9 protein-coding genes are annotated in these 13,127 nt (G+C 59.6%); 6 read left to right on the top strand and 3 right to left on the bottom strand.

Annotation, left to right across the window (positions count from 1 at the left end):
- Positions 1–64: 64 nt before the first annotated feature.
- Entirely contained in the window at positions 65–1,078 is a 1,014-nt protein-coding gene (locus tag RBB47_RS19955) for a LacI family DNA-binding transcriptional regulator (protein WP_305987637.1), read from the top strand.
- Positions 1,079–1,125: 47 nt separating this feature from the next.
- Here the strand turns inward: RBB47_RS19955 and RBB47_RS19950 are convergent, their stop codons facing one another.
- The 3 genes from RBB47_RS19950 to RBB47_RS19940 form a co-directional block, all read right to left on the bottom strand.
- A complete protein-coding gene (locus RBB47_RS19950; protein WP_305987636.1) occupies positions 1,126–2,388 on the bottom strand; it encodes an ABC transporter permease subunit in 1,263 nt (420 codons plus the stop codon).
- Entirely contained in the window at positions 2,385–3,191 is an 807-nt protein-coding gene (locus RBB47_RS19945; RefSeq protein ID WP_305987635.1) for a taurine ABC transporter ATP-binding protein, read from the bottom strand. Before RBB47_RS19945 ends, RBB47_RS19950 begins: the two co-directional genes overlap by 4 nt.
- A gap of 80 nt (positions 3,192–3,271) precedes the next feature.
- Positions 3,272–4,273, bottom strand: coding sequence for an ABC transporter substrate-binding protein (locus RBB47_RS19940; protein WP_305987634.1), 1,002 nt, complete (start codon positions 4,271–4,273; stop codon positions 3,272–3,274).
- A 318-nt stretch (positions 4,274–4,591) separates the two neighbouring features.
- Between RBB47_RS19940 and RBB47_RS19935 the strand changes: the two genes are divergently transcribed.
- From RBB47_RS19935 to RBB47_RS19915, 5 genes are all read left to right on the top strand, one after another.
- On the top strand, positions 4,592–5,971 hold the full coding sequence (locus RBB47_RS19935; RefSeq protein ID WP_305987633.1) for an aspartate aminotransferase family protein: 1,380 nt from the start codon (positions 4,592–4,594) through the stop codon (positions 5,969–5,971).
- A gap of 908 nt (positions 5,972–6,879) precedes the next feature.
- Positions 6,880–8,349 carry a PLP-dependent aminotransferase family protein gene (locus RBB47_RS19930; RefSeq protein WP_305987632.1) on the top strand — a complete coding sequence of 490 codons (1,470 nt, stop codon included), beginning with the start codon at positions 6,880–6,882 and terminating at the stop codon, positions 8,347–8,349.
- A 142-nt stretch (positions 8,350–8,491) separates the two neighbouring features.
- Complete coding sequence (locus tag RBB47_RS19925) at positions 8,492–9,049, top strand: helix-turn-helix domain-containing protein (RefSeq protein ID WP_305987631.1); 558 nt, start codon at positions 8,492–8,494, stop codon at positions 9,047–9,049.
- Positions 9,050–9,075: 26 nt separating this feature from the next.
- Complete coding sequence (locus tag RBB47_RS19920; RefSeq protein ID WP_305987630.1) at positions 9,076–11,517, top strand: FAD-dependent oxidoreductase; 2,442 nt, start codon at positions 9,076–9,078, stop codon at positions 11,515–11,517.
- A gap of 54 nt (positions 11,518–11,571) precedes the next feature.
- A complete protein-coding gene (locus tag RBB47_RS19915) occupies positions 11,572–13,122 on the top strand; it encodes a trimethylamine methyltransferase family protein (protein WP_305987629.1) in 1,551 nt (516 codons plus the stop codon).
- Positions 13,123–13,127 lie beyond the last annotated feature (5 nt).

Here is a 13,127-nt window from a genome sequence, read left to right as displayed (position 1 = left end):
AAGCGCTCGCATATGTCAAGTCTTTCCAACTACGGTTTTGGAAGTTAGGCAAAATCAGAGGCCTATGGCGAATAGCAGATCCCGCAAGCGGGCCAATCTCAGAGACGTTGCGAAACTGGCGAAAGTGTCGGTGGCCACCGTTTCGCGTGTTTTGAACTCGCCGGACTCCGTATCCGAGAACACCAGAGCAATCGTGGACTCGGCAATCGCCCAGCTTCGTTTCGTACCGAGCGCTGCTGCCCGCGCGATCAATTCCGGGCGGTCCCGTGTCGTTGGCGCGCTGGTGCCAACACTAGACCATGCGATTTTCGCCCGCTATCTTGCCGCACTCGAACAGACGTTGTCTGAATATCGCCTGTCCCTTGTTGTCGCCACGACCAGCGGCGATCCGACAATCGAAGCACAGAAGGCTCAGACCCTTGTCGACATTGGCGCGGAAGGTTTGATCGTCTCCGGGATTACGCATGAACCGGAGCTCTACGAGTTGATCGAGCGTTGCCAGCTTCCCGCTGTTGCCACCTCTTACTACGACCCGGAATTCCTCCTGCCGACAATCGGTTACGACAATGCCGGAGCCGGGCGGATTGCGCTTGAGCACCTCATTTCCCTGGGTCATTCGAAGATTGCTGTCGTGCATGGGTCGCTGACCAGCAATGACCGAACGCTTGCCCGGATCAGGGGCCTGGAAGGCCATGACGACGCTGAGTTGATCTACTTCGAAGCGGACCTCTCGGTCGAGGACGGCTGCAAGGCGGCGCAATCCATCTTGTCAGCGACACAACAACCGACGGCTGTCCTGTGCCTCTCCGATGTGCTTGCAACAGGTGTCCTTTATGAATTGAAGCGCAAAGGAATTTCTGTCCCCGAGGCTATATCCGTCATCGGGATCGATGACCTGCCGGGGTCGGCGCATACGTCACCCAGCCTCACGACCGTGCATCTGCCCGTGGTGAGAATGGGACAGGCGACGGCCGTTGCAATTTCCGAATGGATTGAAAACGGCACGGAACCTTCGGAAAAACTGTTTGAGACAGATCTGGTCATCCGCGAGTCGACCAGTTCGCGGTTCTCGGTCTGACAAGATCGCAGGCGCGGGGCCACCGCGCCTGCACTTGATTGATTTCGTCAGGCCCGGCCTTTCCAGGGCACGAGAAACCGTTCCGCCATGCGCATCAGGATGTCGATGCTGTAGCCAACGATGCCGATCAGGATGATGCCCATGATAACGATATCGGTGAGCTGGAACTTCGAGGCCGCGATAATCATCATGCCAGCGCCCTTCTGGGCGGCGACGAGTTCGGCGGCGACCACCGTACCCCAGCAGACCCCCATGGCAACGCGCGCACCCGTGAAGATTTCGGGCAGCGAGTTGGGCACGATCACGTAGCGCAGGACCTGCCGCTTGGTCGCGCCTAGCGAGAAGGCGGCATGAACCTTACTGATGTTTACACCCGAGACCCCGGCTCTTGCGGCGATCGTCATGATCCAGAGCGCTGCCAGGAACAAGAGCACGATCTTGCCGGTTTCCCAGATGCCGAACCAGATGATCACCAGCGGGATCAGCGCAAGCGGCGGCACGGGCCGCATGAATTCGACGATCGGGTCGAACCATCCGCGCACCCAGCTTGACAGGCCCATGGCATAGCCAAGCGGAATGCCGATCAGTGAGCCTGCCACAAAGCCGCCGACAACGCGCAGCAGCGACCACCCGAGATGCTCCCACAGCGTGAAGTTCTGGTAGCCTTCAGAGGCAATTTCGACGAACCGGCTGACAACGGATTCCGGTGCGGGCATCCAGATGGGTTCCATCTGCAGGCCCTTGTCCGGCGCAAAATTGAGTGACCCCTTGGGGGTCATGCTCACGGTTCCATCGGTCACGCTAACGGTCTCACCGGGTGCGATCGGCTGTCCATCCACCGCGGTCACGGTCGCGCCGTCACCGTCGTTGCGCGTCACCCGCAACAGCACCGACCGCCAGGCCCCGACTGTGCCGGCATCATCCTGGGCAAACCCGTCTTTTTCCGTCACTTCAGGGGCATCGACCTTCTTTCCGGGCTCATGCACGATCACTTCGACGGTCGCGTCGCTGGTCTGACCGGCATCGTTGGTAACGGTGTAGGTGAAACTCGTTTCGCCGGTAAACGGCCCTGGCACGTGAAAGGGAACCAGCTTCGATCCGGTAAAGGCACCCCAGATAAAGAAGATCACCACGATGGAAATAACGGACGCTGCCCGGTTGGGCGTGATGGCGCTCTCATCGCCGAATGTCACTGTCTTGAGAGACGTGAAATCCTGACCGCGCTGCATGAGGCTGCTGAGATAGGAGACCAGGAAATAACTTGCGAGGAAGAGCCCCGCATAGGTCAGAAAGACAATTAAACCGGTCATGCAGCGGTCTCCGATCTGCCCATGATTTCCTCTTCCATTTCCCAGATCATCGACAGGATTTCTTCGCGCGTCTCAGCAAAGCCTTCGCTTTTCTTGACGTCACGAAGATCCGCTTCAACGCCGCGATCGGCAAAAGGCAGACGGTACTCCTTGTGGATGCGGCCCGGCCTCGGCGCCATGACCAAAAGGCGCTCGCCCAACAGCAGAGCCTCTTCCACGGAGTGCGTGATCAAAATGACGGTCTTGCCCGTTTCCTTCCAGAGTTTCAGCACGAGACCCTGCATCTTTTCGCGGGTCAGCGCGTCGAGCGCACCGAGCGGCTCATCCATCAGGATAACGTCCGGATCGTTGGCGAGGCAGCGTGCAAGTGCAACGCGTTGCTGCATACCGCCGGACAGCTCGTAAACCGCCTTTTCCTTGAAGTCACCCAAGCCGACGGTATCGAGAAGGTGGTCAACAATCTCGTCGCGCTGCCTCTTCGGCATCGACTTCATGCGTGGACCGAATTCGACATTCTTGCGCACATTCATCCACTCGAACAACGCGCCCTTCTGGAACACCATGCCGCGCTCAGCATTTGGACCGGTCACGACGTGGCCGTTCATGCGAACCTGACCGCCGGTGGGCGCCAGGAAACCGGCAACGATGTTCAAGAGAGTGGTTTTTCCGCAGCCCGAAGGACCAAGAACCGACATGATCTCGCCGGTCTTCAACTCAATGGACACGTCCTTGAGTGCCTGTACGTGCGTTCCGTTGGGCAGATCGAAACGCATCGAAAGATTTTCGATGTGGAGGCCATCCATGCCTGTCATCTCCTGCAGTGCAAAGAAAAGGAAATTGGGGCGGCGCTGATGGCCGCCCCAAGTCTTGCAGGGATACGGCTTTATTCGGTTCCGGTGGCTGCCAGATAGCTGGAATCCACGGAATCGACATAGCTGTCGAGGGCCTGCGGGATCGAACCGGCACTTTGGAAGACGTCCGCGACACCGAGCATAAAGGTCTGGACGTTTCCGCCCATCCACTTGTCACTCAATTTGTCTTCAACGTTCGGGAACGTGAAGGTTGCGAGCGTTTCCGCGGTCGCGTCAACGTCCATACCGGCGTCCTTGGCGATGACCTCGATCATCTCCTCTTTGTTCTCACCGGCGTTCCACATGGCGTTCGCTTCAGCGGTCACTTTCAGGAACTTGGTCAGCATTTCCGATTCTTCTGCAGCAAAATCAGCAGGAACGCTGATGCCGTCGAAAACCAGAATGCCGAGTTCTTCCTTTTCTGCACCGGTCAGAAGCACGTTGCCGTGCTCCAGCATGCGCCGCAATGCGCCGCCCCAGCCGCAGACCATGTCCAGGCTGCCTTGCGCGAACGCTGCGGCACCGTCGGCCGGAGCCATATCGACAATTTCCATGGTCGTGATGTCGACATCAAAATGCTTCATCTGCGACAGGAACCCATAGTGAGCTGCGGTTCCGATCGGAACGCCAACCTGTTTGCCTTCCAGTTCCTTGGCGTTGTTCTTGTCGATCTCAAGCGCTTCGGCGACGACGCAGTTGTCGTTCTCGGAGTAGCTGACTGCAATGTCCGTCAGGATGATGTCCTGTCCGGCGGATGCTGCCACAACAAAGGGTGGCACACCCTGGCTGACGGCAATCTGCACATCACCGGATGCCATGGCAGCGGACATTGCCGTGCCGGTGTCGAACGAGACCCAATTGATCGGCACGCCCAGGGCTTCTTCATAAAGGCCCTTTTCCTTGGCGTATTGGAACGGCATCGGCCATTCCAGGAAGTAAGCGACTGTCAGGTCTTCAGCCGCAGAAGTTGCCGGCAAACCGCTCATGAACGCCAGAGCCGCAAGAGAGCCGAATAGTTTAGATTTGTAGGTCATTGATACTTTCCCACTGTTCCCTCGATACATAAACAGACGCGCAGGTATTCCTGTCTTTTGCCGCCGTCCTTCCAAGTCGGCTTGTCTGCATCCGAAAATGGTTACGGCAGAACGGCGAGGTTACAATAGAAACACTCAACTGGCTCTATCGTATCTCCAGATCTGGCCCTATATGTCGCCTCCGGACCGTGTTGACTGAAAACAATTGATGCAAAGGGCTGCTTGAATTGTGAGCAGGCGCACAAAATCCGCTCGCGCAGCCCAGCTTCGAATTCACCGAGTTTCGAACATGTCGATGAAGTACGAAAGGACATTGCCATGAACGTTGCAGCTTCCCCGAATGACCTGAGCGAAATCATCGAAGCCGACCGCAACCACGTCTGGCATCATCTTCTTCAGCATAAGTCGCTGGAGACGATCGATCCGAAGATCATGGTGGAAGGCAAGGGAATGCGGCTGTGGGATGCGACGGGCAAGGAGCATCTCGACGCCGTTTCCGGAGGCGTGTGGACGGTCAATGTCGGCTATGGCCGCGAATCCATTGCAGACGCAATCCGCGACCAGTTGGTGAAGCTCAACTATTTTGCCCATTCGGCGGGGTCCATACCGGGATCGCTGTTTTCCGAGCGCCTGATTTCGAAAATGCCGGGCATGAGCCGGGTCTATTTCACCAATTCGGGGACGGAAGCGAACGAAAAGGCGTTCAAGATGGTCCGCCAGATCGCGCACAAGCGTTACGGTGGCAAAAAATACAAGATCCTCTACCGGGAGCGGGACTATCACGGCTCATCGATCACGGCGATTTCGGCCGGCGGGCAGCAGGAGCGCAATGCGCAATATGGTCCCTACACGCCCGGTTTCGTCGAGGTGCCGCATTGCTGCGAATACCGCGCCCAGTGGGACGTTGAAAACTATGGTGAGCGGGCAGCAGACGCGATTGAGGAAGTGATCCTGCGCGAAGGTCCCGACACGGTCGGTGCCCTGTGCCTTGAGCCGGTGACCGCCGGTGGCGGTGTCATCACCCCGCCGCAAGGCTACTGGGAGCGTGTCCAGGAGATCTGCCGCAAGTACGATATTCTGCTTCACATCGACGAAGTGGTCTGCGGGGTCGGCCGCACCGGCACCTGGTTCGGTTACCAGCACTATGGCATCAAGCCCGATTTCGTCACGATGGCAAAAGGTGTCGCCTCGGGCTACGCGGCGATTGCCTGCATGGTGACAACCGAAGAGGTCTTTGAGATGTTCAAGGACGATGCCAGCGACCCGATGAACTTCTTCCGGGACATTTCCACCTTCGGCGGCTGCACGGCCGGCCCCGCAGCTGCGCTTGAGAACATGCGGATCATCGAGGATGAAGGCCTGCTCGACAACACAACGCAAATGGGCGAGCGGCTGATGTCCAATCTATACAGACTGATGGAAAAGCACCGCGTTGTCGGCGACGTGCGCGGCAAGGGTCTGTTCTGCGGCGCCGAGCTGGTCGCCGACCGATCGACCAGGGAACCGGTTGCGGAAAAGCAGATGCAGGCCGTTGCTGCGGACTGCATGGCGCAAGGCGTGATCATCGGCGTGAGCAACCGGGCTGTCCCCGGCCTCAACAATGTGATCTGCCTGTCGCCGGCCCTGATTGCCACCGCGGACGATATCGATCGGATTACGGATGCGATTGACGGTGCTCTGACGCGGGTCTTTGCCTGACCCGCGCTGCGCTCTCCAGGCGGTACCGGACTTTCACTGCGCTGCGTTCAAAGCGGTGACAGCGACGAGTTGAACGCCCGTCATACCCCTCTCGTCTCCACCCCGGCCCTGAGCCGGGGTTAACCGCAAGAACGGCGATGGTCTCGGATCAGGTCCGGGACTGCACTCGAGGTTTGTCGAGAGCCCCAACCAAACACTCTCAGTGTCATCCCCGACTTGATCGGGGATCTACTCGTTTCCAGAGCCGCGTTGTTTGAATTCGGAGTACCCGTTTTCCCGAAAACCTAACAAGTCACTTGTTGCAAGGTGGATTGGATCCCCGATCAAGTCGGGGATGACACCGGGGCGGGACAGAGGTCAGTGTTCCAATTTCCGCGCCAGTCTTGAGCCGGGGCCCACTCGCCTCTCAACTTGGCTAAGGATCTCTGTGGGCTGTGGCAGTGCCACACTCATCACAATGCCTCTGCAAACGAGTAGGCCCCGGATCTCCGCTGCGCTGCGTCCGGGGTGACAGTCGGAGTTAGCTGCATGCCATTCACCTCCGAGCACCGCCACCCTAAGTCCCGCGTCGCGCCGGCCCCGAAGGTTTGCCGAGAGCGCACGCCAAACACCTCCGGTGTCATCCCCGACTTGATCGGGGATCTACTCGTTTCCAGAGCCGCGTTGTTTGAATTCGGAGTTCCCGTTTTCCCGAAAACCAAACAAGTCGCTTGTTGCGAGGTGTATTGGATCCCCGATCAAGTCGGGGATGACACCCGGGGGCGGGACAGAGGTCAGTGCCCGAGTTGCCGTCCGGGATGACAACCGATGCGACCAGCTTGTCTTTCTGCCTGTCCTCAACAGGAATTGCCAAAAACCGCAAGACAGCTATTTTATAGGTCCAGACAAGTCCAGAAATAGGGCCAGACGTGGCAATTCCGGCAGAAACATTCTTTCTTCGCCCCGACACCGAAACCTCGCTTCAGCAGCAGATCCAGCGGCTCGTCGTTGAGGCCATCCTTTCTGGGCGCTGCTTGCCGGGCGAGAAAATGCCGTCGAGCCGAAAACTGGCCGAGCATCTGGGTGTTGCCAGAATTACCGTCACGATCGCCTATACCGAACTTGTCTCAAACGAGTATCTGGTCTCCAAAGGCCGCTCCGGCTATTTCGTCGCGCAAACCGCCCCAAGCCGCCCAAAATTCAACCTGCCCGACCAGTCGACCAAGACCCAGGTCGACTGGTCACGCACGATCGGCCAGCGGTTTTCAGAACATGTTCCGCTGGTGCGCCCGGACAACTGGCGCGATTACAAGTATCCCTTCATCTACGGACAATCGGATTCCCGGCTGTTCGATCACCACAACTGGCGCAACTGCGCCCTTAAGGCGGTGGGCCGGAAGGATTTCGACACGCTCGCAACGGACTATTACGAGCGCGACGACCCCATGCTGGTCGAATTCATTCTGCGTCAGATCCTGCCGCGGCGCGCAATCACTGCCCGGCCCGAAGAAATCCTGATCACGATGGGTGCGCAGCACGCCTTGTGGATCACGGCCCAGATCCTTCTGACACAAAGACGTACGGCAGCCATCGAGAATCCCTGCTATCCGGGGCTCCGCCAGATCCTGAGCCAGACCCGCTGCAACACGGTCGCGGTCGATGTCGACGCCGCCGGCCTTCCGCCCGAAGACCTTCCGGACACACTGGATGTGGTTTTCACGACACCGAGCCATCACTGCCCCACCAACGCAACGATGCCGGTCTCCCGGCGCGAGCGCCTTTTGGACCTGGCAGCGCGCGACGGCTTCATCGTTGTGGAGGACGACTACGAGTTCGAGATTTCCTTCCTGAAATCGCCTTCTCCGGCGCTGAAGTCACTCGACCCGACAGGGTCGGTCATTTATGTCGGTTCCTTTTCGAAATCGCTCTTTCCCGGCTTGCGCCTCGGCTATCTGGTCGCGTCCGAACCTTTTATCCGTGAAGCGCGCGCGCTCCGGTCACTTGTCCTGCGTCATCCACCTGGACTTATTCAGCGCACGGCAGCCTATTTCCTTTCGCTCGGCCACTACGATGCGCAGATCGCCCGGATGGGTCGCCTTTACCGCAAGCGCAGATCGATCATGGAGCAGAGCCTGCATGAAAACGGCCTGACACAAAACGGCCAGGGAACCTTCGGCGGCTCGTCTTTCTGGATGCGAACCCCTGAAGGAACCGACAGCTCTGCTCTGGCAATGAAGCTTCGACAAGACGACGTTTTGATCGAACCCGGCCGCGCCTTCTTCGCGGAAGGCGAAGAGCAGCCCGGATACTATCGGCTTGCCTATTCTTCCATTGCGTCCGCACGCATCCCCGACGGCATTTCACACATTGCGAAAAGACTGGAAGAAGCAAGCGCTTAGCCTCATTTTGGGCCGCAAAACCTGTCTCCAGAAAACCGTTCTCAAAACACGTTTGAAAAATTTCATTCTCCCGTGAAAATTTTGTTGATTTTTTCATTTTGAGGCGTGAAATTATCCGCAATAATTTCACGAGCGGAATATCATGGTGGAAAGCAGCAGCCTGGGAGAAGACCTCAGGGCCCTTCGTGCAACACGGAAAATGACCCTCGAGGATCTGGCCCAGAAACTCGGCAGGTCCGTCGGCTGGCTGTCCCAGATCGAGCGGGATATTTCCACGCCGCGCCTGTCCGACCTCCGGCAGATTGCGGATATTTTCGGTGTGCCGCTTTCGATCTTCTTCGGCAGTGCCGAAGCTCCCGAAGTTGAAAAAGGCCGCATCGTGCGTGCGGCGGCTCGCCGTGTAATCGGAGAGCGCGATGCCGGTCTGGTCGAAACGCTCGTGTCGCCCGATCTCACCGACAGTTTCGAGATGATCCACTCGACTTTCCAGCCGGGATCTCACCGGAGCAAGCCGATTACGCGCCCGACCCAGGAGGTCGCCTACGTGATTTCCGGCAAGCTGGATATCTGGCTGGATGATGATGCCTTCACGGTCGCGGCCGGGGACAGCTTTCGCATCCGCGATGCGTCCTATCGCTGGGCCAACCCCTATTCCGAACCTGCAGTTGCCGTCTGGGTGATTTCCCCGCCGGTCTACTGACCCCTTTCAAGAAGGAAAGCCGAAGAATGTCCGTTCCCTCAACAGCGCGTGTCGTCATCATCGGCGGTGGTGTGGTTGGTGTCTCCACACTTTATCATCTGGCGAAAAATGGCTGGTCTGACTGCGTGCTCCTGGAAAAGAACGAGCTCACCGCCGGGTCAACCTGGCACGCGGCCGGCAACTGCCCGACCTTTTCCGCCAGCTATGGCGTGATGAACATACAGCGCTATTCGCTGGAGCTTTACCGGGGTCTGGCCGACGAAGTCGACTATCCGCTCAACTATCACGTCAGCGGCTCGCTCCGACTTGCACACACGCAAGAGCGCATGCGGGAATTCGAGTACGTGGCCGGTATGGGCCGCCACATGGGCGTGGACATGGAAATGTGCACGCCGCAGCAGATGCAGGAACGCTATCCGTTCCTGGAAATCCACGATCTTGAGGGTGGTCTTTGGGACCCGCTCGACGGGGATATCGACCCGGCGCAGGTCACCCAGGCGCTCGCCAAGGGGGCGCGGTCGCATGGCGGCAAGATCCTGCGGTTCACCCCGGCCACCGGCGTCAGCCGCGAGAACGGCGAATGGATCGTGCACACGGAAAAAGGCGATATCCGCTGCGAATACGTGGTCAATGCCGCAGGCTATTATGCGGAACGCGTCGGCGAGTGGTTCCTGCCGTTCGGCGGCAGGAAGGTGCCGCTTGCCGTCATGAGTCACCAGTATTTCCTGACCGAACCGGTGCCCGAGGTCGCCGAATGGAGCGAGAAGAACGGACGCAAGCTGCCGCTGCTCAGGGACGTGGACACGTCCTACTACCTGCGCCAGGAAACAACCGGCTTCAATCTCGGCCCCTACGAGCGCAACTGCCAGTCCGCCTGGACCAGAGCCGACGACCCGATGCCGGACGACTTCAGCTTCCAGCTCTATCCCGACGATCTGGACCGGCTGGAATGGTACATCGAGGACGCAATGGCACGTGTGCCGCTGCTCGGGACGCAAGGTGTCAGCCGCAACATCAACGGCCCCATTCCCTATGCGCCGGATGGCCTGCCCATGATCGGCCCGATGCCGGGCGTCCCCAACGCCTTCGAGGCACACACCTTCACCTTCGGCATCGCCCAGGGCGGCGGCGCAGGCAAGGTCGCGGCCGAGTGGATCATGCATGGCTGCACCGAATGGGACATGTGGGCCGTCGATCCGCGCCGCTACACCGACTACACGGACAAGCAGTACTGCATCGACAAGGCCATGGAAGTCTACGGCCATGAATATGCAATGCACTTCCCGCATCACAGCTGGCCTGCTGGCCGTGACCGCAAACTGTCGCCAAATCATGCCAAAATCGTCGAGCTCGGCGGACAGATGGGGGCGTTCAACGGCTGGGAACGCGCCAACTGGTTCGCCAAGGAAGGTGACGACACATCCGAAGCGGCCACACAGACCTGGTCGCGCTCCGGTCCGTGGCAACCGCGCATCAAGGAAGAATGCGAAGCCGTCCGCGATGGCGTTGGCGTGCTCGACTTGTGCGGCTTCTCCCGCTTCAGCCTGACCGGCGAAGGTGCCGCCGAGTGGCTGCGCGGGAAGATTGCCGGCGGGTTGCCCAAGGCAGGCCGCATGAACCTCGGATATTTCCCGGACCACCGCGGGCGCGTCCTCACCGAAATGTCCCTTATCCGGCACGGTGAAGACGACTTCACACTGATCACGGCCGCCGTCGCACAATGGCATGATCGCGATCTGCTGAAGTCGGACCTGCCCGAGGGGCTGACGCTTACGGACCGCACAACCGAGATGACGACACTGATCGTCGCCGGACCGAAATCCCGCGAGTTGTTCCAGGGGCTGACCGACGCGGATCTGTCGCTTGGCTGGCTGACCCATCAGCAGACGACCGTCGCAGGAAAGCCCGCCATGCTGGTGCGCGTCTCCTTCACCGGTGAACTGGGCTGGGAAGTGCATGCGGCCGTAGACGACATTCCCGCGATCTATGCGGCGATCCTGGAAGCGGGCGCGAAACCGTTCGGCATGTTCGCCCTCAACGCACTACGGATCGAGAAAGGCTACCGGACCTGGAAGGGCGATCTTTCGACCGACTATTCCTTGTTCGAGAGCGGGCTCGGCCGCTTCGTCAAACTGGACAAGCCACAGGACTTCCCGGGCAAGCAACCGCTCATGATCGAGAAGCAACAAGGGTCTGCAAAGGGCTTCGTTACCCTCGTCGTGGACGCAGGCGACCATGATGCGCCGTATATGTCCAGCCTGTTAAAGGACGGCGAAATCGTCGGGGAAATCACTTCCTGCGACTGGGGCTACCGGGTGAACGCCTGCATCGCGCTCGGCGTGGTGCGCAAGGGACTGGATGAGCCCGGAACCGAGCTCGAACTTGAAGTCTACGGTCAGAAGCACAAGGCGGTCGTGCAGGCGGATCAGCCGCTGTGGGACCCTGAAAACGAGCGGCTTCGAGCCTGACGGGATCGATGCATACCAAGCGAAACCTGCCGGCATGATTTGGGAGGAGATTGCATGAGCGGAGCTGAAGTGAAACAACGCCGTCGCGCTGGGGGCCGTTCGGCCCGCACAGCGGCCCGTTCAAGGCCGCTGGATGAGGCGGTCCGGCCGGTTCGGCCGGGCATGCCCGGAGGCTTCTACCAGGTCCTGAAGGAAGCGGACGTCCAGCGCATTCATGAAGCCGCCCTACAGGCGCTTGAAGTCATCGGATTTGCATCCGCGCCCCCATCGGGAAGAGCCATTCTGACAGGTGCCGGGGCGATCGAGGGCGACGACGGACGCATCCGCTTTCCGCGCGCACTGGTCGAGGACATGCTGGCCAAGGCTGCCCGCGACATGACCCTCAAGGCAAGAGATCCGAAATTCGATCTGCATCTGTCCGGAAAGAATGTGCATTTCGGCACTGCAGGCGCCGCGGTGCACATCGTGGATCCCAAATCGGGGGACTACCGCAACCCGAATGTCCAGGACATGTACGACATCGCGCGCCTGGTGCAGCAGCTGGACAATGTTCACTTTTTCCAGCGCCCTGTCGTCTGCCGTGAATTCGAGTCGCCGCGCGATCTCGACGTCAATACCGTCTATGCCGCCTGCGCCGGAACAACGAAACATATCGGCACGTCCTTCACGGAGGCTGCCAACGTGGCTCCGGCGATGGAGCTTTTGCACCTGATGGCGGGAGGCGAAGACGCCTGGCGCGAACGCCCGTTCGTCTCGAACAGCAACTGTTTCGTGGTCCCGCCGCTCACCTTTGCGGAAGAGAGCTGCGAAGTGATGGAAGCCTGCATTCATGCCGGAATGCCGGTGCTGCTTCTGTCTGCCGGCCAAGCCGGGGCAACCGCCCCTGCGCCGATCGCAACCGCAGTGGTTCAGGCGGTCGCTGAATGTCTTGCAGGGGTGGTCTACGTCAATGCGATCAAACCCGGTCATACGGCGATGTTCGGGACATGGCCCTTTGTCAGCGACCTGCGTACCGGGGCCATGTCCGGCGGCAGCGGGGAACAGGCTCTGCTCAGTTCCGCCTGCGCGCAGATGCATCACTTCTACGGTCTTCCGGGTGGCGCCGCTGCGGGCATCGCCGACAGCAAGCTTCCCGACATGCAGGCCGGATGGGAACAGGGCATCAGTAATGTCATGGCAGGACTGTCCGGCCTCAACATGGTCTACGAGGCCGTCGGCATGCACGCTTCGCTGCTGGGCTTCTGCAAGGAATCGCTGGTGCTCGGCAATGACATGCTCGGCCAGGTTCTGCGCTGTGTGCGCGGGATCGAGGTCAAGGACGAATTCGTCGATATCGACGTCATCCGGTCCGTCGTCCTCGACGGCCCCGGTCACTACCTTGGGCACGACCAGACGCTACAGCTGATGCAGAGCGAATACATCTATCCCGACCTTGCCGATCGCACGAGCCCGAAAGAATGGGAAGAGCGTGGCCGGCCGCTGCTGCTCGACAGTGCCCAGGAAAAAATAAACCAGATCCTGTCGGCGGACGGCCACACATTCGACGAGGCAACCGAAGCCGCGCTTCGCGCAGCCCAACCGCTGGCTGAGCTGACCCGACCGTGATTTCA

Origin of the sequence: Roseibium sp. MMSF_3544, from assembly GCF_030732845.1 — a bacterium.
In the GTDB taxonomy this organism is placed as follows: Bacteria; Pseudomonadota; Alphaproteobacteria; order Rhizobiales; family Stappiaceae; genus Roseibium.
Note: the sequence above shows the minus strand (reverse complement) of the source record. Positions and strands in the feature narration are given on the sequence as shown.